General features: G+C 40.8%; 24 protein-coding genes. 7 read left to right on the top strand and 17 right to left on the bottom strand.

Annotation, left to right across the window (positions count from 1 at the left end; translation table 11 throughout):
- Positions 1–3: 3 nt before the first annotated feature.
- From pyrF to ABFX33_RS12500, 3 genes are read right to left on the bottom strand one after another with little or no spacing between them, the layout of a single operon-like run.
- Positions 4–840, bottom strand: coding sequence for an orotidine-5'-phosphate decarboxylase (gene pyrF, locus ABFX33_RS12510; protein ID WP_346086306.1), 837 nt, complete (start codon positions 838–840; stop codon positions 4–6).
- A gap of 19 nt (positions 841–859) precedes the next feature.
- Positions 860–1,453 (bottom strand): TlpA family protein disulfide reductase, encoded by a 594-nt coding sequence (locus tag ABFX33_RS12505; RefSeq protein WP_346086305.1) that lies wholly within the window; start codon positions 1,451–1,453, stop codon positions 860–862.
- Between the two features lie 19 nt (positions 1,454–1,472).
- On the bottom strand, positions 1,473–2,216 hold the full coding sequence (locus ABFX33_RS12500) for an RluA family pseudouridine synthase (protein ID WP_120258070.1): 744 nt from the start codon (positions 2,214–2,216) through the stop codon (positions 1,473–1,475).
- Between the two features lie 83 nt (positions 2,217–2,299).
- On the opposite strand from ABFX33_RS12500, the gene panB reads away from it, so the two are divergent.
- From panB to ABFX33_RS12470, 6 genes are all read left to right on the top strand, one after another.
- Positions 2,300–3,115 (top strand): 3-methyl-2-oxobutanoate hydroxymethyltransferase, encoded by an 816-nt coding sequence (gene panB / locus ABFX33_RS12495; protein ID WP_259178638.1) that lies wholly within the window; start codon positions 2,300–2,302, stop codon positions 3,113–3,115.
- Positions 3,116–3,125: 10 nt separating this feature from the next.
- Positions 3,126–3,728, top strand: a complete 603-nt coding sequence (locus tag ABFX33_RS12490) for a hypothetical protein (protein WP_346086304.1) — start codon at positions 3,126–3,128, stop codon at positions 3,726–3,728.
- 85 nt (positions 3,729–3,813) lie between these two features.
- Positions 3,814–3,969, top strand: coding sequence for a 30S ribosomal protein THX (locus ABFX33_RS12485; protein WP_257089904.1), 156 nt, complete (start codon positions 3,814–3,816; stop codon positions 3,967–3,969).
- Between the two features lie 185 nt (positions 3,970–4,154).
- Positions 4,155–5,216 (top strand): efflux RND transporter periplasmic adaptor subunit, encoded by a 1,062-nt coding sequence (locus tag ABFX33_RS12480; protein ID WP_120258074.1) that lies wholly within the window; start codon positions 4,155–4,157, stop codon positions 5,214–5,216.
- A 6-nt stretch (positions 5,217–5,222) separates the two neighbouring features.
- Positions 5,223–8,306, top strand: coding sequence for an efflux RND transporter permease subunit (locus ABFX33_RS12475; protein ID WP_120258075.1), 3,084 nt, complete (start codon positions 5,223–5,225; stop codon positions 8,304–8,306).
- Between the two features lie 7 nt (positions 8,307–8,313).
- A complete protein-coding gene (locus ABFX33_RS12470; RefSeq protein WP_346086303.1) occupies positions 8,314–9,615 on the top strand; it encodes a TolC family protein in 1,302 nt (433 codons plus the stop codon).
- A 122-nt stretch (positions 9,616–9,737) separates the two neighbouring features.
- Here the strand turns inward: ABFX33_RS12470 and ABFX33_RS12465 are convergent, their stop codons facing one another.
- Positions 9,738–10,004 (bottom strand): hypothetical protein, encoded by a 267-nt coding sequence (locus ABFX33_RS12465; RefSeq protein ID WP_175991998.1) that lies wholly within the window; start codon positions 10,002–10,004, stop codon positions 9,738–9,740.
- Between the two features lie 324 nt (positions 10,005–10,328).
- On the opposite strand from ABFX33_RS12465, the gene ABFX33_RS12460 reads away from it, so the two are divergent.
- Complete coding sequence (locus tag ABFX33_RS12460; protein ID WP_259178626.1) at positions 10,329–11,054, top strand: acyl-[acyl-carrier-protein] thioesterase; 726 nt, start codon at positions 10,329–10,331, stop codon at positions 11,052–11,054.
- 58 nt (positions 11,055–11,112) lie between these two features.
- Here ABFX33_RS12460 and ABFX33_RS12455 read toward each other — a convergent pair whose 3' ends face one another.
- The 13 genes from ABFX33_RS12455 to ABFX33_RS12395 all read right to left on the bottom strand — a co-directional run bounded on the left by ABFX33_RS12455 (position 11,113) and on the right by ABFX33_RS12395 (position 25,331).
- Positions 11,113–11,742, bottom strand: coding sequence for a gluconate 2-dehydrogenase subunit 3 family protein (locus ABFX33_RS12455; RefSeq protein WP_346086302.1), 630 nt, complete (start codon positions 11,740–11,742; stop codon positions 11,113–11,115).
- A 19-nt stretch (positions 11,743–11,761) separates the two neighbouring features.
- A complete protein-coding gene (locus tag ABFX33_RS12450) occupies positions 11,762–13,195 on the bottom strand; it encodes a Gfo/Idh/MocA family protein (RefSeq protein ID WP_120258079.1) in 1,434 nt (477 codons plus the stop codon).
- 19 nt (positions 13,196–13,214) lie between these two features.
- The gene (locus tag ABFX33_RS12445; RefSeq protein WP_346086301.1) at positions 13,215–14,900 is read right to left on the bottom strand and encodes a GMC oxidoreductase; all 1,686 of its coding nucleotides are present in this window, start codon (positions 14,898–14,900) and stop codon (positions 13,215–13,217) included.
- A 42-nt stretch (positions 14,901–14,942) separates the two neighbouring features.
- Complete coding sequence (locus tag ABFX33_RS12440; protein WP_346087896.1) at positions 14,943–16,187, bottom strand: MFS transporter; 1,245 nt, start codon at positions 16,185–16,187, stop codon at positions 14,943–14,945.
- Between the two features lie 94 nt (positions 16,188–16,281).
- A complete protein-coding gene (locus ABFX33_RS12435) occupies positions 16,282–17,205 on the bottom strand; it encodes a hydroxypyruvate isomerase family protein (protein ID WP_120258081.1) in 924 nt (307 codons plus the stop codon).
- Positions 17,206–17,220: 15 nt separating this feature from the next.
- A complete protein-coding gene (locus tag ABFX33_RS12430; RefSeq protein WP_346086300.1) occupies positions 17,221–18,300 on the bottom strand; it encodes an FAD:protein FMN transferase in 1,080 nt (359 codons plus the stop codon).
- The gene (locus tag ABFX33_RS12425) at positions 18,257–19,570 is read right to left on the bottom strand and encodes a Gfo/Idh/MocA family oxidoreductase (protein ID WP_346086299.1); all 1,314 of its coding nucleotides are present in this window, start codon (positions 19,568–19,570) and stop codon (positions 18,257–18,259) included. Before ABFX33_RS12425 ends, ABFX33_RS12430 begins: the two co-directional genes overlap by 44 nt.
- Before the next feature lie 28 nt (positions 19,571–19,598).
- Positions 19,599–20,567, bottom strand: coding sequence for a formylglycine-generating enzyme family protein (locus ABFX33_RS12420; protein WP_346086298.1), 969 nt, complete (start codon positions 20,565–20,567; stop codon positions 19,599–19,601).
- 324 nt (positions 20,568–20,891) lie between these two features.
- On the bottom strand, positions 20,892–21,482 hold the full coding sequence (locus tag ABFX33_RS12415; RefSeq protein WP_346086297.1) for a hypothetical protein: 591 nt from the start codon (positions 21,480–21,482) through the stop codon (positions 20,892–20,894).
- Between the two features lie 5 nt (positions 21,483–21,487).
- On the bottom strand, positions 21,488–22,231 hold the full coding sequence (locus tag ABFX33_RS12410) for a hypothetical protein (protein WP_346086296.1): 744 nt from the start codon (positions 22,229–22,231) through the stop codon (positions 21,488–21,490).
- 290 nt (positions 22,232–22,521) lie between these two features.
- Positions 22,522–22,785: a 50S ribosomal protein L27 gene (gene rpmA / locus ABFX33_RS12405; RefSeq protein WP_046672918.1), complete on the bottom strand. Its 264-nt coding sequence runs from the start codon at positions 22,783–22,785 to the stop codon at positions 22,522–22,524.
- A gap of 43 nt (positions 22,786–22,828) precedes the next feature.
- Positions 22,829–23,140, bottom strand: a complete 312-nt coding sequence (gene rplU / locus ABFX33_RS12400; protein WP_028068281.1) for a 50S ribosomal protein L21 — start codon at positions 23,138–23,140, stop codon at positions 22,829–22,831.
- Between the two features lie 148 nt (positions 23,141–23,288).
- Positions 23,289–25,331 carry a M13 family metallopeptidase gene (locus ABFX33_RS12395; protein WP_346086295.1) on the bottom strand — a complete coding sequence of 681 codons (2,043 nt, stop codon included), beginning with the start codon at positions 25,329–25,331 and terminating at the stop codon, positions 23,289–23,291.
- Between the last annotated feature and the right edge of the window lie 20 nt (positions 25,332–25,351).

Below are 25,351 nucleotides of genomic sequence, written 5' to 3'. Positions count from 1 at the left end.
AAATCAGGAAATAATACCGGCTTTTAACAGTTCAATTTCCATTTCTTTTTGTAGTTTTAGGGCCTCTTCACGTGCGCGTTCCGCAAAATCACGTCCTTTTGAAGCATATATAATTCCTCTAGTGCTATTGACCAAGAGTCCACAGTCTTTATTCATCCCATATTTGCAAACATCTTCTAATGAACCACCCTGTGCACCGACGCCCGGCACCAATAGGAAATGTTCTGGAGCATGCTCACGAATTTTAATAAAGCCCTCGCCTCTGGTTGCACCAACCACATACATTAAATTGTCGATATTGCCCCAGGTATTTACTTTATCAATGACTTGTTCAAATAACTGAAGACCTTTCTTATTTTCAAAATTCTGAAAATCTAAACTTCCCTCATTAGAGGTCAATGCTAATACAATGGCCCATTTATCTTTGAACTCCAAAAAAGGTGTAACGGAATCTTTTCCCATGTAAGGAGCAATGGTTATACTATCGAATCCTAGACCGGAGTTTGACTCATCAAAAAAAGCCATGGCATAACGACCTGAGGTATTTCCGATATCACCACGTTTGGCGTCAGCAATACTAAAACAATCTTTAGGTAATGCTGCCCAAGTTTTTTGAAGCGACTGCCATCCCTTTAATCCGTAACATTCATAAAAGGCAATATTAGGCTTATAAGCGACACATAAATCAGCTGTAGCATCAATAATAGCTTTATTGAAACTATAGATCGGATCCTCATCATCCAAAAGATGCTCAGGAATCTTAGTAAGGTCTGTGTCCAGTCCGACACATAAAAACGAACGTTTCTCTTTAATTTGATGAATAAGTTCTGCTCTGGTCATGCTAATGTATAGATCGTAATTATTTATTGATTAAATCTTGAATAAAGGTTGCCACATCGGGTGTAGAATAATCGGCCATACCCTCGTGCCGTGTAGCAAGGTTACCTCCCTTGTCCAAAATCACGGTACTTGGAATAGACTCTGAAAGCCATTCTTTGGGAATATCGCTGTTTGGATAACTGATCGGCAAGGTTAACTTCTCATTCTTGACAAAAGCAGCAGCTTTTTCCTTGTCACCCTCTATCTCCACAATCAGAAATACAATATTCGGATTGTCCTTAAATTTATCGTAAAGCACATTAATAGAAGGCATCTCAGCTCGGCATGGCCCACACCAGGTTGCCCAAAAATTGATAAAAACGACCTTGCCCTTTAAGTCTGCTACCTGAACGGTTTCGCCCAGATGGTTAACAAAAGAAACGGTATTGCTGGCAGATTTCCCTCCAGCATCAATCGGCTCAGCAGCCTTTTTTGGCACTTCCAATGTCGGTTTAAATAAACCAATTTTCATCAGCATCTGTTGAAAATAGCTCCTACTCGTTGGCCATATTAATAAACCAATAAGTATCACAAATACAACATTCCCGATTATCTTTTTTGTTTTTGGATTCATAAAGAATAATTACGGCAGGTTAAGCGTCAAATTTATCCAACAACTTGAGCAAAGTCGCGAAGTCTTTTGGATAAGGTGCCTCGAACACCATCTTCTCACCGTTCAATTCAAACTCCACATGTTTGGCATGTAGGGCAAAACGTTTCATGATCGGTTGCTCCTCTTCATCTTTGGATAAGGTATAGCCTCTTTTCTTTATTTGCGACAAATAAACAGGTTTACCACGGTACATACTATCTCCTACAATGGCAGCGTGCTGCGTTGCCAAGTGGATACGGATCTGGTGCATACGTCCAGTGATCGGTTTACACTCGACTAAGGTGTAATTCTTATAATATTTAAGCGAATTAAAGATAGTTTCAGCAGGTTTACCATTGGCACGGTCAATAGAAACACTTTTGTTACCCTGATTCAAAATAGGCAAATCAACCACGAGATCCTGAAAGGTGTGTGTACCACCAATGATTGCATGGTAGATTTTGTTGACTCTCCTCTTTTCGAATGCGATGGAAATCGAGCGGTAAGTTTCCGGATTTTTCGCAATCAACAAAATACCTGAAGTCTCCTTATCCAAACGATGGCAGACTTGAGCATCAGCATGATATTTCTTTGCCAAACGGAGAATGTTAATCTCTCCGCCTTCCCTCTCGTCCAAAGAAGCAACAAAAGGTGGTTTATTTATAACAATCAAATTTTCATCCTCATGGATTATTAATTCTGAAAATTTAGGAAATTTAAATAGACGGGTTTCATTCTGTATCATTTTACAAAAATACAAAACACAAGGCAGAATATTGGCCAATGTATGATAAAAACCTTACTTTTGGGCATATAATATAAGTTAAGATGTCTGTAAACAAAGAAATAAAACGAGTAAGCACAGCGATGCTACAAGCAATGAAAGATCGTAAAGAGAAGATTTCTATGCTGACGAGCTATGATTACTCCATGGCCAAAATGGTGGATAGCGCTGGCGTGGATGTCATTCTGATCGGAGATTCTGCAGCCAATGTATTCGCTGGTTATGAAACTACCCTGCCGATTACCCTCGACAATATGATCTATCACGCAGCAGCAGTGACCCGGGGTACCGAACGCGCCATGGTCTTAGCAGACTTACCTTTTGGTAGCTATCAAGGATCAGCCAACGAGGCTTATAATGCTGCTGTTCGCATGATGAAAGAATCCGGTGCCCATGCATTGAAATTAGAAGGTGGCCTGGAGATCATCGAAAATATCAGAAAAATTATTTCTGGTGGAATCCCTGTTTGTGGACATCTGGGCCTAACGCCACAATCCATTAATAAGTTTGGAAATTTTGGTGTACGTGCCAAAGAGGAACAAGAAGCCGCTAAACTTATTGAAGATGCCCTAGCTTTGCAAGAAGCAGGTTGTTTTGCCATCGTATTGGAGAAAATCCCAGCTGCTCTGGCAAAGACAGTAACCGAAAAATTGGCCATTCCAACCATTGGAATCGGTGCTGGCGCCGATTGTGATGGACAAGTGCTTGTGATCAATGACATGCTGGGCATGAATGCTGACTTTAAACCTAAGTTTATGCGGCATTTCGCCAATCTACATGAGCAGATCACTACGGCAGTAAGCAATTATGTTGCTGAAGTCAAGGCAGTGCAATATCCTAACTCTGAAGAACAATACTAAGTAAAGCGCCATGAGATTGTTGATCATAGGACTAATTCTCCTTGTCGCCTACCTGATGCTTCGAAAAAAGTTTAATTTTTTCGAAGCATCAGATACGAATTCCAAAAACTTAAAATCGGGTTTTCAATTGATAGAAGCACCAGCTGCGCTTATTCAATCCACCTTAAAGAAAACAATCTCCAATGTCATTATGGGCCTGGTGCTGATTCTCATCACGGTATTACTCTTTGTCAAAATTAAAATCGTGTTGCTTCTCCTCCCAATTGCCTTCTTTTTAATTGGGTACCTTTTTCTTTTCAACAATCACTTCAGCAAGATCAAAAGCCAACAAATTTGGTTTAACGCCAAAACAAATGAAGTTTTTGTTGAACAGCTTAAAGCGGAAAACTATGCTTTTAACATTTTCCAGGATGTACAGGCAGTGCAAAAAATCGAATCTGTTCAAACAACAAGAGGCTTGCTCTATGGCTATTATCGGATAAAACTAAAAGATCAGCTTTTGGAAATCCCCTATTTGCTGGCTGAAAACAAACCGGCCAACAAGCTGTTTTTTGATACCCTCTCCCAAAACTTTAAAATTGAAACACAGAAAAGAATTTTCCCAATCATTTAACAGTTAGCTGATTGCAGATACAAAAGAAAAATGGTATATTTAGGTTAATCAAAAGTACATTGTTAAAACCAAAATATTTTATACTATGGGAAAAGGTGATATCAAAACCAGAAGAGGAAAAATATCAAATGGTTCTTTTGGAAAAAGAAGACCACATTTATCGAAAGCTTCCATCAAGCCAAAAGTAGGTGATGCCGCGCCAAAAGAAGTTGAAAAGAAAGCAACTAAAGCGAAAAAATAGTAAGCATAAAGCTAGAACATGTTTCTAGCTTTTTTTGTTCTATGTAGTCCCGTTAACGGATATGCGGGCAAATTCATTGTTATCTTGCAGTCTGTATTGTAAAATCCTTTTGACAACCGGTATCATCATTAGAATAAACCTATCTTTATCCGTCAAATCAAAAAACCACATAAGGACTATACCGCATGAATAAAAAAACGACCCTCTACATCATTTTAGCCTGTGCTGTCATTGGAGGGGGATATTTCCTCTTAAATCCAAAAAAAGATAAGAAAGAAAGCGATAAATCTGCTGTCAAAAAGGATGCTCCTATCCCTGCACAGGCGATTATTGCAAAGTCATCTGTAGCGGATCGTTCCATCAATTTATCTGGAAGTATTGATGCCGAAGAAAAGGTGGAGATCAGAAGCGAAGTTAGTGGTCGAATTACAAAAATCTACTTTTCTGAGGGGCAGCGGATCCAACAGGGACAGCCCTTGATCAAGATTGATGATATCGAGTTACAGGCACAGCTTAAACAGGCGCAAACAACAAATCAGCTAAATGCTGAGAATGAGCGGCGCGCAAAACTGTTGCTTCAAAAAGGCGCGATCAGCCAGGAAGAATTTGATATCGCCAGTGCTGCACTTAAAACTTCACAGGCGCAGATCCAGCTGATTCAGGCGCAGATTTCCAAAACAACCGTACGTGCACCATTTAGTGGAATGATCGGCTTAAGGAATATTTCTGTTGGTGCTATCGTCTCATCCAATACACTGATTGCAAATTTAGTCAAGGACAATTCAGTTAAGATTACCTTCGCTATTCCAGAGAAATACAGCAACGTAATCAAACTAAACACCCCCATCGAATTTAGTGTTGCCAATGACCCTACAGTCATCAAAGCGAATATCTATGCCATAGAACCCGAGGTATCCCTGAATACGCGTACCCTGACTGTCCGTGCACGGGCAGCAAACGAACAAGGTCGACTTCGGGTAGGCTCTTTTGTCAATGTCATCCTTCCGATAGAAGTAGAAAATGACGCCATTGCTATCCCAACAGAAGCGATAGTTCCAGTTCAAGATGGCAAAAAAGTCTTTATATTACAGAATGGGCTGGCTAAAGAAACCAAAGTTGAAACTGGTGCCCGTACCGATAAGGAGATTGTTATCCTATCGGGTATAAGTGCTGGAGATACTGTATTGACAACAGGTGTTCTCGCATTAAAAGATGGAGTGAAAGTTAAAGTATCATTAGCTAACTAACTGTACATGAATTTATCTGCCGTTTTTATTAAGCGCCCTGTGCTAACCATTGTCGTCAATATTACGATTATTCTATTTGGCTACATTGGCTTTAGCTTTTTGGGTGTACGTGAATACCCTTCTATTGATCCGGCGATCGTATCGGTGCGCACCAATTATGCTGGCGCCAATCCCGATATTATCGAATCCCAGATCACCGAACCTTTAGAGAAAGCAATCAACTCCATCGATGGAATCCGCAACATATCATCCTCCAGCAATCAGGGATCCAGCAATATCACCATCGAATTTGATTTAAAGAAAAATCTGGAAGAGGCTGCCAATGACGTCCGCGATAAGGTATCCCAGGCAGTGAGAAGTTTGCCGCAGGATATCGATGCTCCGCCCGTAGTCTCAAAAGCAGATGCAGATTCCGACCCCATCATTACGCTCACCCTGCAAAGCGAAACGAGAGATAAACTTTCCTTGAGTGACTATGCCGAAAATGTTATCTCCGAAAGATTACAGACCATCCCTGGCGTCAGTAGCACGCAAATCTATGGCCAAAAACGATATGCCATGCGGCTCTGGCTCAATCCTGACCGGATGGCGGCCTATGGTATTACCGCCTCGGATATCCGTACCGCATTGAATAACCAAAATGTCGAATTACCTTCCGGTAAAATTGTTGGTAATACCACTGAATTAACCGTAAAAACCGTAGGTAACCTTTCCACACCCGAGCAGTTTAACAATATTGTCCTAAAAGCAGATAGCACGCGCTTGGTTAAGTTTATAGACATTGGCCGTGCAGAAATTGACGCCGAAAACTTGGAGACCAAAATGGTCAGTAATGGCAAACAACTGGTCGGCGTTGCCATTATTCCACAGCCCGGTACAAATTACCTTGATATCGCCGACAATTTTTACAAGATGCTCGATCAGATGAAAGAAGATATTCCACAAGATATCAGTATCAATATCGCATCTGATAACACCAAATTCATCAAAAAATCCGTTGTAGAGGTTGCTGAGACCTTACTGATTTCCATCATCCTGGTTACGCTGATCATCTATTTCTTCTTTCGCGATTGGGGAATAGCCTTGCGACCGCTATTGGATATCCCGGTTTCATTGATCGCAACTTTTTTTATCATGTACATTTTTGGGTTTTCAATCAATGTACTTACCCTGCTTGCGATTGTATTGGCAACTGGACTCGTAGTCGATGATGGGATTGTCGTTACCGAAAACATTTTTAAGAAAGTTGAGGAAGGCATGTCCCCTATCGAAGCTGCGTTAAAGGGTTCAAAGGAGATTTTCTTTGCTGTTATTTCCATTTCCATCACACTAGCTTCTGTTTTCTTACCTGTCATATTTCTGGAGGGATTCGTCGGGCGACTGTTTCGGGAATTCGGTGTGGTCATCGCGTCGGCCGTACTGGTATCAGCCTTTGTTTCACTGACGTTAACTCCTATGCTAAATGCTTATCTGATTAAGGGCGGCGGCCACAAAAAGACCCGCTTTTATGAATGGACTGAGCCGATGTTTGTAAAAATGAACAAAGGTTACGCCAATTCCCTGGATAAATTCATGAGATTCAAATGGATAAGCTTTCCGATCTTATTGATCTGTTTTGTCATCATTGCGGTGATTTTCTCCTCGATCAAAAAAGAAACAGCTCCTTATGACGACCGGAGTGCCATCATGGTCAATGTTACTGGCCCCGAGGGCGCAACCTATGAATACATGGATCGCTATATGCAGGAATTAGATAAACTGGTTTACGATTCGATTCCCGAAAATAAGATCAGTTTGAATATCACCTCTCCAGGTTTTGGAGCCAGTTCGGTCAACTCTGGACGTATTCGGATGACCCTGGTCGATCCTGAAGAACGTACAAGGTCACAAGATGATGTGGCGAAAGAGCTGACCAAATGGACAAAAAAATACGATGGTGTTCGTGTCAATGTATCGCAAACACCAACCATTTCGATGAACCGTCGAGGCGGCTTACCTGTGCAATATATTATTCAGGCACAAAATTTTGAAAAGCTTCAGGAAAAAATACCGGAATTTATGAATGAGGTGAATAATGATCCAACATTCTCAACAACGGATATCAACCTGAAGTTTAACAAACCCGAACTTCATGTCGAGATCGATCGCTTAAAAGCCTTGAGTATGGGTGTATCTGTACTCGATGTATCGCAATCCCTTCAATTGTTGTTAAGTGGTCAGCGTTTTGCTTATTTTATGCGCGATGGCAAGCAATATCAGGTGATTGGACAGGTTGATAACAATAGACGGGCAACGCCAACAGATCTGACCTCAATTTATGTACGCAATAATATCGGACAGCTCATACAACTCGATAACGTTGTCAATGTCAAAGAGGAAAGTAGTCCACCCCAACTATACCACAATAATCGGTATATGTCAGCGACAGTTTCTGCAGGTCTGGCTCCGGGCATGAGTATGAGTGACGGTATTGCGGCGATGGACCGTATCAAGGAGAAAGTATTGGATCAAAGTTTTACCACTGACCTCAGTGGCGAATCCCGCGATTTTGTCGAAAGTAGTTCCAATACCCTATTTGCTTTTGGATTGGCCCTACTGTTGATCTATTTGATATTAGCCGCTCAGTTTGAAAGCTTCCTGGATCCTTTTATCATCATCCTTACCGTTCCAATGGCCGTAGCTGGTGCACTGATCAGTCTATGGTTATTTGATCAGACCTGGAATATATTCAGCCAGATCGGAACCATCATGCTGATAGGTCTGGTGACGAAAAACGGGATTTTGATTGTTGAATTTGCCAACCAGATGCGTGAAGAAGGAATGGAAAAATTTGAAGCAATCATGCATTCGGCCGAATCACGCCTGCGGCCGATCTTAATGACCAGTCTAGCCATTGCGCTGGGTGCATTACCCATTGCGATGTCCCTGGGTGCAGCTTCTACGAGCCGTATCGGCATGGGGGTTGTCATCGTCGGTGGCACCATATTCTCACTGATATTGACCTTGTTTATTATCCCGGCAATTTATTACATGTGGTCAAGACCAAAGAAACACAGACCTGAATTTGATAACATTAAAAGCTACGAATAGATCAGACATGAAGAGAAATGTAATCATAACACTGCTGCTTAGTTTCATCCTAATTCAAGCTCGTGCACAACAAATGTTGACGCTAGAAGAAGCATTAACAACAACTTTGAGCAACAACTTTAATATCCTTTTGGCGAAAAATGACAACAAAATAGACATTGAAAACACAAGCCTCGGTAGTGCCGGCATGCTTCCAGCGGTTACGGGTAATTTCAGTCGGAGCAACTCGATTCAAAACTCCCGACAGGTACGGGCTGATGGTCAGGTACAACAGATTTCCAATGCGAAAAACGACAATATGTCCTATGGTGTAAATCTCAACTGGACTGTCTTCGACGGGTTCGGTATGTTTGCCCGTCGGGATAGATTCAAAGAAATACAGCGCCAGGGTGAAGCCGAAATCAAATTTGAGGTAATCAGCCAATTGAGTGAAGTTATCGCTACCTATTACAGTCTAGTGCAACAAAAACGTTTATTGAATGCTTTAGACACGACCATTACCCTGTCTCAATATCGCGTTACCCTAGCCGAGAACCGTTTGGAGATCGGAAAAGGATCTAAATTAGATTTACTGAATGCAAAAGTAGATCTAAATACCGATCAGACGAATTTATTGCGTCAACGGGAAAGTTTTCAAAATACGAAGACCTACCTAAACCAGCTCATGACCCGTGATCTGGGCATAGATTTTCAGGTTGAAGACGAAATGAAACTGGATACCGACCTTAAGCTGGGCGATCTGATCCAGATTGCTGACCAACAAAATCCGCAGGTACAGCTCGCTCTTATCAATAGACGGGTTGCCGAACTGAACCTAAAATCTGTAAAGGCGGAACGTTATCCCAAAATAGGCCTGACTACAGGCTATAATTGGAATGAATCCCACTCCTCACTGGGTTTCTCCACCGAAAATAAAAATAAAGGTCTCAACTATGGCGTCACCGCTTCCCTGAATATCTTTAATGGATTTATTCAAAACAGGAATGAACGGATTGCCAAATTTCAGGTACAAAGCACCGAAATACAGATTCAACAACAAAAACAAAGTATACAGGCACAAGTTAGGACCCTATTTCAAACCTATATCACCAACATCGAATTAGCGGATGTAGAAAAAAAGAATGAGGAGCTCGCCAAAGAAAATCTAAATATCACCATGGATAAATTTCGCATCGGAACAATCACGACACTCGAGGTTAGAACAGCGCAATTAAATTACATCAATGCCATGACGCGGAGCTATACCGCGCAATACGATGCAAAGGTTTCGGAAATACGTTTGAAAGAATTAACAGGCGAAACCTATTAATTCGCCTGAATTATTAGGCCGCCACCGGCCTGCAAAACCAATCCGTTCGCATTGGAAATTAGGCAAGAAAAAAGCTCCTGAGAATTTCAGGAGCTTTTTTTATCGGAAGTCGTTCTTATTAATTAATAGTCAATTGCAATAATAGACCGAAGTGGGATCAATACGCCACTTTTGATCTGAATATATCTATCGGTTAATGACCACACGGTGGTTTCGATACGCTTTGGTCCAGAATCTGTTTGAAAGGCTATTTCAGTTTTGGATTTAAATTCATTTCCCAACCGAAGGGCCCCTTTCAATTTATCCATAAAACTCGCTGACTTATCTTCACTCGCAGGGATAAATTTAAATTGAGGAATTTCCTCTTTAGCTATTAGTTCTCCAACCATAATATTAGCATTTAATGTGTAAATTTAATATTTCGCGCTATACTAGATATAACGTGATAAAACCAATCTTATTTTATTATTTTATGCCATTGGCTTATTTAAATCTACCTAATCTGATGATAATAATCAATTAAATAATTGAAAACTATCATTTATTTTACAATAAAAAAACGATTGGCAGCTTTCCGTTTTTTTTGTCTATTTATGCCCAAAAACAGCCCAACAGTTCATATTATCTGAATATCTTAAAATTATGTCATTTCATTTTGAATTTAAGGCACAAATCAGTCATATTGCCTAATTTTGCAAAAAACTAAACAACAGATGGAAAAATCAGTCTTTGAGAAAAACTGGGAAATTTATTTCACACAATGTTACTCCAATGGTCGTATCCGTTTCTCCGACTTGTCAAATATTCTTCAACTTACTGCGGGTGAACATGCAACCAATGTTGGTTTCGGTTTTAAAGAAATGGCCAAACACAACCAAACTTGGGTGCTCAGCCGAATGCGTATTGAAATCAACAGACTGCCCAAATGGATGGACATTGTTCAGGTAAGAACATGGATACAGGAACTGGAAGGTGCGCGCTCTACACGTAATTTTGAAATTTTGGTGAATGGACAGGTGTATGTTACGGCCACAAGCTATTGGGCGGTAATCAATACCGTAAAAAGAAGTTCCGAAGATCTGGCCATTTCAGCAGCAGGTTTTACAACTTACCCCGATCGCCCTGCGACACAACGACCATTCTCAAAACTGGATATTTCTCAGCTTGTCAAAAATATAGATCAATATATCGTCAAGTTATCTGATCTTGATATTGTTAATCATGCCAATAATGTCAAATACCTGGACTGGTGTATGGATAGACTCCCGATCGAACTCGTTCTGACCAATCAGATCAAGTCGTTGGAGATGAACTACCTCAGAGAACTGCGTTACAATGACACTGTGGACATTAACGGTGATTCGACGGATAAAGGCTATTTTATGACTGTGACGAAACAACAACGTATTCATTTTGCCCTCGAAGTAGAAACTAAATAACGATAAAATAACAAAGGAGGCTTGAGCCTCCTTTGTTATTTTCCGCAGCGCATAGTTACTATGCAAATGCTTTGTCTCCTTTTTTATAAGGAAAGTTCCCGTCATATTTTCCAGGAATTTTGACAAAACGTAGTGCTTTTGTACAACCCAATTCGGAGTTAAAGAAACCTGTCAATGTCAATTGCTTAAACATCGTGAACCAGTGTGGTGGATCATTTTCTACATAATTATACAATTGATTTTGTTTTTCTTTGTTTTTCTCCAGGATGTCCTTTTGATCTTCAGCTTGTTTCTTATTGAACTCATTTGCTTCTTTATCCAAAGCTGCTGCTACCGCTGTACGATCTGCAGCCGAAAGCTCAAGGAAAGGTTTTCCTTTGACTTCTTTTGCTTTACTATCCAAGCTTGCAAGACCAGTTACAAATGCTTTCTGTTGTTTTTCAGTGTAACAGTCACGGACCATCACAGGAATAAAGCTTCCTACACCAGCTTCTTTAGCTCCAGGAGTAGCGGTTGCAGGTAAAATAGCCTCAGCTAAATCGCCCAACAAATCTGTCGTTTTTGCTTCAAATAAGCCTTCCACATCCTTTGTAGCCGAACGCGTACAGCCTTCCAAAAATAAATTGGCGCCGATAACGGTACCTCCTAAAATCAAGGCAACTCGTTGTAATGCTTCTCTTCTATTCATACTACTAAATATCTTAATTTTAGAAATTATATTTCATTTCCCAACCTTGTCTGTAATTACGTTTGACATATTGATTCACATGATCAAAGTTTGTCACACGCATATTGTCATTATCCCATAACAATTTTAGATTACGTCCTGGATATTTTCCATCTAAACGTAAATCAGCACCTCTGATCGCAAGGTTCGCCATCAACAAAGCTTCAGTCAATGGACCAGCAATTTCAAATGGTGAACTCACTTCTTTTTTACCATAACCAGCTTGACAAGCTTCCACCCATTGTGCATAGTGACCAGATTCTTGTCCCGGTACACGTGCATATTTCTGCGCCACTTGATCTTTTCTTGATGTTGGTAACAAACGTGCATTTTGACCGTAGGTATCCGCAAGGATCTTACCTTTGGTACCGACTAGCAAAATACCATTACCACCATCACCGAAGATTTCATTTGGACCCAATTCATCCGGACGTGCAGGTTGAATACCACCATCCATCCAATGTAACGTTACAGGACCATTTGTACGTGGTGTTTTAGGGAATGTCAATGTCGCGTGACTCGATGGAGGGCAGCTCTCAGGGAAATAACCACGTTTGAACTCATCCACATAAACAGAACCTACAGTTGCCTGTACATCTTGTACGTAAGTCAGACCTAAAGTACTAAAAGGAACTTCCAGCAAGTGACAACCCATGTCACCCAATGCACCAGTACCATAATCCCACCAGCCACGCCAGTTGAACGGCACCAATTTATCTACATACTCCTTGTGAGGAGCAGTTCCCAACCAAAGATCCCAATCCAATTCTTTCGGAATTTCAGCTTTACCTGTAGGCCATGCAATACCAGAAGGCCATACCGGACGGTCAGTCCAACAATATACCGTATGTACATCACCGATTAAACCAGCTTCATACCATTCACGAACAAAACGTGGTCCATCATTGGAAGCCCCTTGGTTTCCCATCTGGGTGACAACTTTATATTTCTTCGCTGCATGTGTCAGTGCTCTTGCTTCCCAAACATCATGAGTCAATGGTTTCTGAACATAGACGTGCTTGCCAAGTTGCATGGCAGCCAACGCTTGAATTGCATGTTGATGATCTGGAGTAGAAACAGAAACAGCTTCTATGCGTTTATGCTCTTTGTCCAACATCTCACGATAATCTTTATAATATTTTGCTTTTGGGTAACGTTTCAACGCACCTGCAGCACGACGATCATCCACGTCACATAGGAAAGCAAGATCCGCTTTACCTGAATCATGAAACGAGTTAATGTCGCTGAACCCTTTACCCCCTACACCAATACCAGCTATTTGTAACTTATCACTAGGAGCGATGAAACCATTTCCTCCTAATACATGACGAGGAACGATCATAAAAGCTGCCGCAGCGGTTGCCGCAGTCTTTAAGAAATCTCTTCTGCTCGACTTATTTGAGTTATTTTCCATTGTTATCAATCTTTAGCTATTAGATATTACCTTTTTTCAATTCACTAACCGCATAATCGACCGCACGTGCAGTAAGTGCCATATAAGTAAGTGAAGGGTTGACACAACCAGCAGAAGTCATACATGCACCGTCTGTAACAAATACATTCAATGCATCCCAAACCTGGTTATTACCGTTCAATACCGATGTTTTAGGATCGAGACCCATACGCGCTGTTCCCATCTCGTGGATACCTTGGCCAAGTCCATATACATTGTCATATGTATAGGTATCTTTTACGCCAATACTTTCCAGCATTTCCTTCATTTCATTTTGCATGTCAGCACGCATCTTCAATTCATTATCTTTGATTTCGGCATCAAATGATAATACAGGTAAGCCCCATTTATCCTTTTTGCTTTTATCAAGCGTAATTTTATTTTCATGGTACGGTAAGGTTTCTCCGAAAGCCGTGAAGCCCACGTTCCAGTCACCTGGTTCACAGATCGCATCTTTCCATGCGCCACCAACTTCCATCTCTGCGACAGCACCAGACCAACGGCCTCTGCCTGCAGCACCTTGATAGCCAAATCCACGGACATAATCACGTTTCTTTGTATCGCCATCAACGTTTACAAAACGTGGCACATATAAACCTGTTGGACGACGACCAAATACATAACTGTCCAGGTAGCCCTCGACCTTACCACCGGCACCACAACGGAAGTGGTGATCCATTAGGTTGTGACCAAGCTCACCGCTGCTGCTTCCAAGACCACCCTCCCATACGTCGGTAGCAGAGTTCATCAATACCCAAGTCGAATTTAGTGCTGATGCGCACACAAAAATGACCTTCGCAAAGAACTCATAGGTTTTGTTTGTTTCAGCATCAACAATTTCAACACCCTTCGCCTTTTTCGTATTTTTATCGTAGATAATCTTTGTAACAATAGAAAACGGACGTAGTGTTAGGTTGTTCGTTTTCTTTGCTGCTGGTAAAGTTGCTGATTGCGTACTGAAATAAGCACCAAAGTTACAACCCAACCAACATTGATTTTGGTATTGACAGTTGACACGGCCCTCATGTGGCACGGTGATATTCGCAGTCCGTCCCATAATGAAATGACGCTTGCCACCATATTGTTTTTTCAATCGTTCAGCCAAATCCTTCTCGACAATATTCATTGGCATCGGTGGCATATAATCCCCGTCAGGAAGCGAAGCAACCCCGTCTCTATTTCCAGAGATACCAGCAAATTTTTCCGCGTAGCTATACCAAGGTGCAATATCTTTATAACGGATTGGCCAATCTACCCCATGCCCATCTTTCAAGTTAGCTTCGAAATCAAGGTCACCAAGGCGATAAGATTGTCTACCCCACATTAATGATCTACCACCTACATGATACCCACGGTACCAATCAAAACGCTTCACTTCTGTATAAGGACTGTCCTTCTCATTCACCCAAAAGTCAAGGTTCTTTTCGTTCAATGGATAATCTCTGCGCAATACTGGATAATCCTCAATCATCTGCTGGGTACGACCACCAGCATGAGGCCATTCCCATGGCATTTTGTTTGGCGCAGTATAATCCTTAATGTGTTCGATGTTACGACCACGCTCTAGCATAATTGTTTTCAGTCCTTTTTCTGTCAATTCTTTCGCAGCCCATCCACCACTTATCCCAGAACCGATTACAATCGCGTCATAAGTATTTGTTGCCATCTCTCTTCTAATTATTTGTTTTTAAATAGTTATTTTTTCTGTTTAGTGTGCAGCGTTGGCATTATCTACCTTCTCATCTTTAAAGAGCGCTAAAAAGATAAAAAACACCACTGCGGCAATAATTGCGGGAACGACCCAAGTATGATTCCAAAATGCAGCTAAATCTGTTGCTTTCAAATCTTTGTATTTATCACCTACATAACTTGCTACCCAGAAGCCGATCAACTGACCAACACCGTATGTTGCCAGTGTAATCAATCCTTGTGCTGCAGATTTGTATTTAATACCAGCTTTGCTATCTGTATAAATCTGTCCTGAAACAAAGAAAAAGTCATAACAGATTCCGTGTAATGCGATACCGATAAGCAACATGAACGAAAGTTCACCGGCATTGCCATAAGCAAACAATAGATAACGGATCACCCATGCCAACATTCCTACTAGGATCGTTTTCTTGAATCCGAATTTTGTAAAGAAAACCGGAAGAGCCAATAAGAACAAGACCTCTGAAGCCTGACCGATCGTCATCTTACCAGTTGGGTTTTCCAAACCAATTTCTGTAAGGAATAGATTCGCGTTTGAATAATAGAATGCTAAAGGAATACAGATTAGAACGGAGGATACAAAAAAGATCAAAAAGTTTTTGTCTTTCAACAATTTGATGGCATCTAAGCCAATGATTGATGCAAATGATGGTTTCTCACCTTCATCCAGTTTAACTGGAGGTGTTTTTGGTAAAGCAAAGGAAAATACCCCTAATACCAAAGAAGCTACACCCGACATCAAGAATGTATTCTTCAGCGCGCCATCAGAAGCTGCCGCATCCCATTTGAAGATATAGCTAATTGCTAGACCTGCCACAATCCAACCAATTGTTCCCCAGATACGTATAGCCGAAAACTGCTTTTCTGGATTTGTTAATTGGCGAAATGAAACCGAGCTTGCTAAAGCTAATGTAGGCATATATAAAACCATATAGGCCAATACATAGGGATAAAAAGTAGACATATCGGCCGCACCGTACATCTGATACATTAATACGGCACCGACCAAGTGCAAAACACCCAAAATACGCTCGGCATTAAAATAACGATCGGCAATCATTCCTACGATAAAGGGAGCGATGATCGCACCCAATGACTGCGTCGAAAATACATTAGCCATTTCGAAATCCGTTGCGTGCAGATTTTTGCTCAAAAAAGTGCCTAATGTGACAAACCATCCCCCCCAAATAAAAAATTCAAGGAACATCATGAAGGATAGTTTAAATTTTATTGTTGATGAAATCATAAATAAATGGTGTTTTACAATACTACTAATTGGTTTTACCTGCTCAATTTAAGAAATTAAATCTAATTGTCAATAGTACACTATTAAAATATTACAAAAAGCTATCGACCTCACGGTAGGCTGTTACCAATCTATCTTCACCCTCTTTACCAGGCTTAGAATTACCATGCTCCATACCCATTATACCCTTATATCCTTTACTATGAATATGTTTGAATACGTTTTTATAATTGATCTCTCCTGTAGTTGGTTCTTTACGGCCCGGATTATCACCAATTTGAATATACGCAATTTCATCCCAACAACGGTTCATGTTAGCAATCAAATCTCCTTCTGTACGTTGCATATGGTAGATATCGTACAATATCTTACACGAAGGACTGTTGACAGCCTTACACATGGCATAGGTTTCATGCGTTTGCTGTAAAAATAATTCCGGTGTATCACTTAAAGTCTCCAGTACCATCACCAGACCATGTGGTTCGAAGATCTCTGCTCCTCTACGCATCGCCTCAAGGATATTGCTGAATTGATTTCCCCAAGGTAATCTCCGCTCATAGAATCCGGGAACCACCGTAAGCCATTTTGCGTTACAGCGTTTGGCCGCTTCCACCGACTTATGACAGGTTTCGACAAATTTATCTAAGAACTCCTTTTTGCCTGTTGCTAAGGAAGGCATCCAGTTTTGACCACCATCAACGACAAATACGCCCATCGTCATTCCCAACTTGGCCAGTAGGTCCCCTACTTTCTTTTGCTCATCCAATGTGCGGCCGAGGTAACCGTTATCTTCAATTCCCCGGAAACCCAAATCATGCATATAACGGATTTCGTCCAGGAAGTTGTCCCCTGCATGATTCTTGAACATCCCCTGATGTGGTGCATAATTTAGATTGAATGTCTTTCCTTTATCCATCATATTGGTTGCATTTTGGTTTGTTGAGGCAAATGTATGCCCAGATAATCCGGCTCCAGCGGCCAAAAGGCCACCTTTGATAAAATCAGATCTTTTCATTTTGTTTATAGTTGATTAATTTTTAAATAATTTACCAAATCCTTCTGAATAAATCGTCTGAATGGCTTGGTTTTTATTTTTATAAATGACAAAAACTTCCACGTCTTTCATTTTTTTGGCCTTCGCGATAATCTCTGTCGGTTCCATTCCCATAAAGTAGTTGTCCAAAGCATCAGCATCCATGGCGGTTCTGGTATATACTGTAACACTTAATACACTAGTTGTATAAGGAAAACCTGTCACCGGATTGATATGATGCCCCATTTTTTTATCCTTATATTTAATAAATTTCTCAAAACTACCTGCTGTGGTTAGTGCACCGGTTTTGAGTTGGACAACCGCTGTCATGATATCCTCCTGCTTACTTTCGTCGGGTTGGACAATCCCGATGGAAAAGCCCTTTTGTCCCGGCGGAGTTCCAGAAGTTCTAATTTCACCACCTACTTCCACCATATAATTGGAAATTCCTTTATGTCCGAGATAATCAGCCAGTACATCGACAGTATACCCTTGTGCGATACCATTGACATCAATCTTAACCCCCTGCTTTTTTTTGATTAGCTGCTTGCGCTTGACTTTAAGATAATGCATACCTACAAATTGCTTGGCGGCATAAACTGTTGCCGAATCCGGAGCAACCGCGCTTTTTTTAATACCAAAGCCCCAAAGGTTGACCAATGGGGCAATAGTAATATCGAATTGGCCTTTAGATAGTTTGTTGTATCGGAATGAAGCCGCAATGACATGAGCCATATGCTTATCCATTTCAATCTGCATAACGCTGTCTTGATTAAACAAGGATATTTTTGAATCCTTGCGATAGATCGACATGGATAGATCGATAACTTTTAAGATGCTATCAATCTCCGAGCGCCTAACAAGACTATCCGAGGCGAAATAAGTAACGTGAAATTGCGTGCCTTGTGCAGGGCCTTCCAGGCGAATCTTGCTTAACTCTTTTGAACCAGTCTGTGCCTGTAAACCAAGCGCTCCAATAATAAAAAAGAATATACAGCAGATTTCCCTATTTAGCCCCATCACTGCACTGCTATTAAATATAAAGGCTTGTATTTTGACCAGGGTTTGCCACGGCATAAAAACCCTCTGTATCAGGAAGCAACTTTGGTTTAGCATCCCAAGCCAGTACATCTGGTCCCAATTTGATTGTTGATTTCAATGCCTCATCCCATTTGATAACCTTGCCTGTATAACAAGCAATACGCCCAATGATCCCCGTTAAAGTACTATAAGCGCCATACTCTGCGTTGTCAAACTTGTACTCGCCTTTCGTGATCGCTTCAAAAAGTTCCTTGTGCTCTTGTTGATATGGATTTGGATTACCTTTCGCGTCATGGCGATAGATCTCTTTACCTTTCCAATCATACAATACAGCCTGTCCACCAGCCGAAAGATATACGCGGCCTTTTGTTGCCTGAAACTGCTCATCAACACGGTTTTGTATCCCTTCAAAATGTCGACATTGGCTATACACCACACTGTTGTCCGCATAAGTCAGTTCAAGTGCAAAATTATCATAGATTTCGCCGTATTCTTTACCAGTACGGTGTGCTCTACTTCCTGTCCCCTGGATGGATACCGGATAAGAACCTTTCACCCAGTTAGCAATATCGATATTGTGTACGTGCTGTTCTACGATATGGTCACCACACAGCCAGTTGAAATAATACCAGTTGCGCATCTGATATTCCATTTCTGTTTGCTCCGGTTTACGTGGACGTACCCATACACCACCTGAATTCCAATACACCTGTCCAGAAGTAATATCACCGATTGCACCATCGTGAATACGCTTGATCGCTTCACGATAGTTGGTCTGATAACGACGTTGCAAACCGACGACAACATTTAATTTTTTGCGCTTAGCTTCAGCAGCGGCACGTATAACTTGTTGTACACCTGGAATATCAACAGCGACAGGTTTCTCCATAAAAACATGTTTTCCCTGACGAATTGCCTCTTCAAAATGTGTTGGTCTAAACCCTGGAGGCGTTGCTAAAATAACAACATCTGCTAATTTGATCGCCTCTTTATAAGCGTCAAACCCTACAAATTTATGATTATCGCTGACATCGATTTTATCTTGCCATTTCTCTTTAAGCGTATTATATGTACTATCTAAATTATCTTTAAATGCATCAGCCAATGCAACAACTTTAATATTTGCTCCTGAGCTTAAGGCGTCAAATGTAGCACCGGTACCTCTACCCCCACAGCCTACTAAAGCGACTTTGATAACATCAGAACCAGCAGCATAGGCTCCGGATAAAGGCAGCGAGCTTAACATGGCACCGCCAGCAACCACGGCAGAAGTTTTAATAAAATCTCTTCTTTCTAGATTTTCCATAACAGTTTTATATTGATTATTTTATTTTTTAAAAATCTTTAATTGGTTTTTTATCATAATAAGCCATTATTTCCTCATGGCTAGGTGGATTCAATGGTCGTACTAAACGCATACCGACAAATGGTGCCTCCGGAAACCACCAATTACTTTTTGGAACCTGAGGGTCCAATTGTTTCCAAACCGGGTCTGAGGCGTTCCGGGCAGCTGAACGGAGATCAGCTGCAACGTTATCGAAAGCTCCCCCACGGACAACATGCGGATATAAGGTTGTTGGAACGACAACAGGATTCGTTAACACCTTATCCTTACCTTCATTATAGCTATCGGCTTTGTATTGATCATAGGTCCATTCACCCACATTACCATAAATATCATAAAGGCCCCATGGATTAGGTTTCTTCTCTCCTACAGCATGTGTTTTTTGCTCCGAATTATCTTTATACCAGGCATACTCACCCAGTTGAGCTTCTTTATCGCCAAAAAAGTAAGCAGTCTTAGCACCGGCGCGTGCAGCATACTCCCATTCCGCCTCAGTTGGCAGACGATAGAACACACCTGTACGTACATATAACCATTTACAAAATTGGATCGCATTATAGTGCGTCATGGCAAGTGCTGGATGCCCTTCTTTACCAAAACCAAAGGTCATATCAAGGTAGGGCTTCGTAGGTCTGGTTACAGCGTCTATTTCCGGCGCAACCTTCCCGTCCTTGCTTTTTGCGATTTCATAATCTTTGTACAGAAAGGGCTCAAACAAGTCCCAGGTCACTTCATACTGCCCCATCCAGAACGGATCGAGTTTAACCTCATGTACTGGCTTTTCATCATCCTTCCCTCCAGTAACAGACCCCATTTTGAAGCTTCCGCCCGGAATTGCCACCATTTTAAACGAAAGATTGGTCCCTTCAATGGTTTGCTCATAAGGATCGAACTTCTTTTGAGCGATAGCATGTACCCCAGCAAACAGCAAAACAGGAATTAAGAATCTTTTTAACATATTTAGGTTTCTATTTAAAGACTAAAATATAAAATAAGGTGTATAGTTTACACTTTGACATTATAACTTTTTTATTACAGTTTAATTCTTAACAAAAGTAACCATTCGTAATAACGGTTTAGCAAGCAGACTTGGCCACTCCACAGGGAGGCTTAGGTTTGTTAAAAATAGTCCCTTCACTAAAACTTTCATGCTCCTATAAGCACCAACAGCCATGAAAGTCAACTGAAGGTTCTTTCTGACCAATAGAAAACAGACAATTCAGAAAAAAAAGGTTTTCCATACGAATGGAAAACCTTTTATCTCTTTACTGATCCGTATCCTTTATAGCAGGATTTTTCGGCTCACCGTCTTGTCTATGGTAATATATCCAGGGTAGAATACCGATTGGCCAGCAATATTGATCGAAGGTTTAATTTTTAACGTAAATATTCCCTTTTTATTCTCATCGCTGGACATTAAAAAATTTTGTAGGTCCGAATTCACCAAAAGGTCATAAATATTGGTTGCAATACGTACATTAGCTACGGTAGACTCGCCGGGTTCAATTTGCAAGGATTGATTGACAATTCCTTCGACAAGCTGCTGACCACCATATAGAATGATATATTGAAACTTATTGATTGATGCTTTCTTTAGTGTTGGATTATCTATTTTAAGACGAATTACGGCATCCAAAGGAATATCCTTTCGTAAGTAGGCCAAAGCCAGACTCGGTGCCGCTCCGAGGTCGATCTGATTATTTTTGATCAAACGCTGCAGCGATGTTCCCGCCAATCGAATACTGTCTACTGATTCCACGTCAAACTTACATTTCGCCAAGTTCTCGATCTGTGCTTTTTGTCTATTTACTCCGCATCCGGAAATGAATAAACCCAAAAACACCAAACATCCAAATAAAATTTTCTTGCTCATAGCTGCTATTTTCCTCCAAATTTATACAAAACTCCCAGTGTAAACAATGGGTAACCAGCTTTTAAATACGTATTGCTTTTAAAACCGAAAACCATGCCATTTGTGTATTGCAACTTCCACCCTTTTCCAAGCCCCATTCTGGTATAAAACACAGGCTCAATAAGCATATTATCTTCTTTCTCGACAGGAAGACCATCAATCGCAAAATTCTTCATACGCATATTGCTCAGCCTAATGATCGTACCGTAGTCGATATCATGTCTATTACCAAACAATTTCAGGGCATCTTTTTTTTCCGATGAAAAGTTCACCTGCACGAAAACTTTGTCAAAGTCCATGTCTTGCGTTTCCACAATTGCCTGCCCCATTGTTGACGACCTTTTATCAATTACACTTGTGGTCCCTAGTCCATACCCACCATATACTTCAAATACCCGATTATTTTTTTTACCAAACCGTGTATAGTAACCTATCCCCGCTTCCCCCATTTTCTGTGCGTAGTCCTTAGTATTGGATCTATTGTCCACATAGGATCCATTAGCAATCACAGCAACGTGATCTGTTACTGCAACCCCTAAATTTGCAGATACATTTGCCTTTGTATTGATATTTCCGGAAACATAAACCTCACCAGCTTCTGTAAACATAGGTGCCGAAGGCACATTGGGCATATAGATCGAACTACAGGAATATAATGAACAGGCAAACAACCCAGCACACAAACCATATCCAAACTTGTTGTATTTCATAAATCGGTATTTATCTTAAAAACACATATCCCTTATAAAAATTGTACCAAACCAGTTACATTTAACAGAAAATAACAGATTACTTCATAAATAAAGGTCCGGTTTTTTTCTCTTATGAGAGCATCTACGAGCTTTCGAACCAGCAAACAACTCTGATCCAATCAGATGGAACATTCCCTGATTTCAGTCGGACATTGAATCTGTTAAAAATAAAATTTGACAACAAAAAGTAATACACACAAAAAAAGGCATCAATTGCTTGATGCCTTCTTCAAATATTGTTGCAAACCTTATGCTTGTTCTGTAGGAACTACAGATACATAAGATTTATTGTTAGCTTTTTTACGGAAAACTACTTTACCGTCTACTAGAGCGAACAATGTGTGGTCTTTACCAATACCAACATTTGTGTCAGGATTGTGTTGTGTACCGCGTTGGCGTACGATGATGTTACCAGCGATTGCTTGTTGACCACCGAAGATTTTGATACCTAAACGCTTGCTATGTGACTCACGGCCGTTCTTAGAACTACCCGCACCTTTTTTGTGTGCCATTTCTTTATCTTAATTTAAGACTAATGTCTGATTAAAAATTCAATTATAACGTAATACCAGTAATCTGGATTTTAGAAAATTGTTGACGGTGACCGTTTTTCTTTTTGTAGCCTTTACGACGTTTTTTCTTGAAAACGATAACTTTATCGCCTTTTAAATGAGACAAAATTTTAGCCGAAACTTTTGCACCAGCAACGCTAGGTGTACCAATGGTAAATTTACCACCGTCTTCTGCTAACAATACATTGTCAAATTCAATACTAGCGCCTTCATCTCCTTGTAAACGGTGTACAAAAAGGAACTGGTCTTTTGCAACCTTAAATTGCTGTCCTGCTATATTTACTATTGCGTACATTGTTAATTAATTAAATGTGTTATTAAATGAAGGGCAAAAGTAATTAGTTTTTATCACAATTCAAAGATAAATCTATCTTTTTCCCTTCATTTTTCGTCAATCCGTATGTATCTCCATCGGAAATAACAGACTAGCAAGCATTAACCTCCTACCAGACTAAAATTCTTTTTTCCGGCGCAACATACATTTTAGCCGTAGGTTGCACATTAAATGCCTTATAAAATGCTTCCATGTTATAGACAGGGCCATTTACACGGAACTGCTCCGGGCTATGTGGATCAACTTTCAAACGTAAACGCATGCGCTCATCGCTGCTTTTCACCCGCCATACCTGTGCAAAACTTAAAAAGAATCGCTGATCACCTGTGAAACCGTCAATCTTCTCATTCCCCTGCCCTTGTTTGGTCAGTTTAAATGCATCATAAGCAATGTTCAATCCACCGATATCAGCCAGATTCTCACCAAGCGTTAATTCTCCATTGACATGTTGATTATCCAATAAGGTGAAGCTTCCATACAATTTCGTTACCTGATTTGCACGCTCGGTAAACTGTTTGGCATCTACGGCTGTCCACCAATCATTTAAGTTGCCCGCTTTATCATACTGCCTACCTTGGTCATCAAAACCATGTGTCATCTCATGACCGATCACAGCTCCAATAGCACCATAGTTGATCGCATCATCCGCATTGGCATCAAAGAAAGGGAATTGTAGGATTCCCGCAGGGAATACGATCTCATTATACGGTGGATTATAATAAGCGTTTACGGTCGGTGTTGTCATGAGCCACTCCTTCTTATCGACAGGCTTACTTATCTTGCCGACCATCTCCTTATAAGCATGCTTAGCCGAAGACTGCAGATTCGCATAATATGTATCTTTTGCAACTTCTACATCGCTATAATCTTTCCATTTTTCCGGATAACCGATTTTCTTGACAAAAGCTTCCAATTTCTCGATTGCCTTTTTCTTGGTTTCCGGTGTCATCCAGTCTAATTTCTCAATTCTGGTCTTGTAGACTTTTTGCAAATTATCGACCAATTCCATCATGCGCTGTTTTGCTTCAGGCTTGAAATAGTCATCGACATAAAGTTTACCGACAATCTCACCCAGGTTTTCATCCGCTGAGCTTACCATCAACTTCCAGCGTTCTTTTTGTTGCTTTTGTCCATTGAGCGTCTTGCCGAATAGTTCAAATTTTGCATCGCGAAACTCCTTACTCAGCGCAGTTGCAGAAGCGTTTGCCAAATCAGCTTTTAGTTTTGTTTTCCAAACATCTACAGGCTGTGATTTTAATAAATTGTTTAAGGCGAGGTAGAACTTAGGTTGCTGTACCAAAATCGTATCAGTCTTCACCTCCAATCGCCCAAGAATATCTTTCCAGTTCAAATTTGGGGTTTGCTTCTGGAAATCCTGAACGGCAAATTTATTGTAGTTTTTGATCGGATCCCGCAATTCAACAGGCGTTAAATGTGATTTCGCGATTTGCGTTTCCAGTTTTAGTACCTCTTCAGCAGATTTCTGCGCATTGGCCCCCTCACCGATTAATCCAAACAATTTAACTAAATAAGCCACATAAGCTTCCCTGATCTTTTTGGCTTTATCATCCTGATCCAAATAGTAGCTGGCCTCTGGCAGATTCAAACCACCTTGAAAAAACTGAAGTGCATTTTTATTGCTGATCCGATCATCGGCCGCCACATAAAAGCTAAAAAGGTCACCATCGCCATCTTTAAATCCATCAGCCGCATAGGCGATCAGTTCATCGACAGTTTTCAATGCATTGATTTTCTGAATCGTTCCTTCTATCGGCTTGGCGCCAAGTTTATCAATGGTGACGGTATCCATACCGCTCGCGTAGAAATCACCGGCTTTCTGCTGATCTGACCCTTTCGCACTGTTCGACTGAGCGGCATTTTCCAATACTGTTTTTAATTTCTGCAAATTTTCATCTGCTAGAATATAAAATGAGCCCCAGCCCGTTTCGGAAGCCGGTATCTGGGTATTTTTCATCCATGCACCATTCGCATATTGGAAGAAGTTGTCACCAGGATTGACTGTTGTGTCCATGCCAGAAACATCAAAAAAATTGGTTCTGACTTCTTGTGCACCCTCCTTGCTCTTATTGGACTGACATGACAGCATCATTAAGACGATTGAGAGCGTCCCCCATTTGACTTTTTGTATCATACTTTATTAGATTAAAGAAT

The sequence above is a fragment of the Sphingobacterium ginsenosidimutans genome (genome assembly GCF_039536865.1).
Lineage (GTDB): Bacteria > Bacteroidota > Bacteroidia > Sphingobacteriales > Sphingobacteriaceae > Sphingobacterium > Sphingobacterium detergens.
The sequence above is the reverse complement of the archived record's forward strand: the minus strand, read 5'-3'. Positions and strand labels throughout refer to the sequence as shown.

Bases quoted from the DNA above. Each gene is read 5' to 3' on its own strand.
- ABFX33_RS12455 (WP_346086302.1), bottom strand. From the start codon at position 11,742: ATGAATAGAAGAGAAGCATTACAACGAGTTGCCTTGATTTTAGGAGGT.
- rpmA (WP_046672918.1), bottom strand. From the start codon at position 22,785: ATGGCACACAAAAAAGGTGCGGGTAGTTCTAAGAACGGCCGTGAGTCA.
- ABFX33_RS12430 (WP_346086300.1), bottom strand. From the start codon at position 18,300: ATGCCGTGGCAAACCCTGGTCAAAATACAAGCCTTTATATTTAATAGC.
- ABFX33_RS12470 (WP_346086303.1), top strand. From the start codon at position 8,314: ATGAAGAGAAATGTAATCATAACACTGCTGCTTAGTTTCATCCTAATT.
- ABFX33_RS12460 (WP_259178626.1), top strand. From the start codon at position 10,329: ATGGAAAAATCAGTCTTTGAGAAAAACTGGGAAATTTATTTCACACAA.
- ABFX33_RS12450 (WP_120258079.1), bottom strand. From the start codon at position 13,195: ATGGAAAATAACTCAAATAAGTCGAGCAGAAGAGATTTCTTAAAGACT.
- ABFX33_RS12415 (WP_346086297.1), bottom strand. From the start codon at position 21,482: ATGAGCAAGAAAATTTTATTTGGATGTTTGGTGTTTTTGGGTTTATTC.
- pyrF (WP_346086306.1), bottom strand. From the start codon at position 840: ATGACCAGAGCAGAACTTATTCATCAAATTAAAGAGAAACGTTCGTTT.
- panB (WP_259178638.1), top strand. From the start codon at position 2,300: ATGTCTGTAAACAAAGAAATAAAACGAGTAAGCACAGCGATGCTACAA.
- ABFX33_RS12420 (WP_346086298.1), bottom strand. From the start codon at position 20,567: ATGTTAAAAAGATTCTTAATTCCTGTTTTGCTGTTTGCTGGGGTACAT.
- ABFX33_RS12395 (WP_346086295.1), bottom strand. From the start codon at position 25,331: ATGATACAAAAAGTCAAATGGGGGACGCTCTCAATCGTCTTAATGATG.
- ABFX33_RS12500 (WP_120258070.1), bottom strand. From the start codon at position 2,216: ATGATACAGAATGAAACCCGTCTATTTAAATTTCCTAAATTTTCAGAA.
- ABFX33_RS12475 (WP_120258075.1), top strand. From the start codon at position 5,223: ATGAATTTATCTGCCGTTTTTATTAAGCGCCCTGTGCTAACCATTGTC.
- rplU (WP_028068281.1), bottom strand. From the start codon at position 23,140: ATGTACGCAATAGTAAATATAGCAGGACAGCAATTTAAGGTTGCAAAA.
- ABFX33_RS12490 (WP_346086304.1), top strand. From the start codon at position 3,126: ATGAGATTGTTGATCATAGGACTAATTCTCCTTGTCGCCTACCTGATG.
- ABFX33_RS12480 (WP_120258074.1), top strand. From the start codon at position 4,155: ATGAATAAAAAAACGACCCTCTACATCATTTTAGCCTGTGCTGTCATT.
- ABFX33_RS12435 (WP_120258081.1), bottom strand. From the start codon at position 17,205: ATGAAAAGATCTGATTTTATCAAAGGTGGCCTTTTGGCCGCTGGAGCC.
- ABFX33_RS12445 (WP_346086301.1), bottom strand. From the start codon at position 14,900: ATGGCAACAAATACTTATGACGCGATTGTAATCGGTTCTGGGATAAGT.
- ABFX33_RS12505 (WP_346086305.1), bottom strand. From the start codon at position 1,453: ATGAATCCAAAAACAAAAAAGATAATCGGGAATGTTGTATTTGTGATA.
- ABFX33_RS12425 (WP_346086299.1), bottom strand. From the start codon at position 19,570: ATGGAAAATCTAGAAAGAAGAGATTTTATTAAAACTTCTGCCGTGGTT.
- ABFX33_RS12410 (WP_346086296.1), bottom strand. From the start codon at position 22,231: ATGAAATACAACAAGTTTGGATATGGTTTGTGTGCTGGGTTGTTTGCC.
- ABFX33_RS12465 (WP_175991998.1), bottom strand. From the start codon at position 10,004: ATGGTTGGAGAACTAATAGCTAAAGAGGAAATTCCTCAATTTAAATTT.
- ABFX33_RS12485 (WP_257089904.1), top strand. From the start codon at position 3,814: ATGGGAAAAGGTGATATCAAAACCAGAAGAGGAAAAATATCAAATGGT.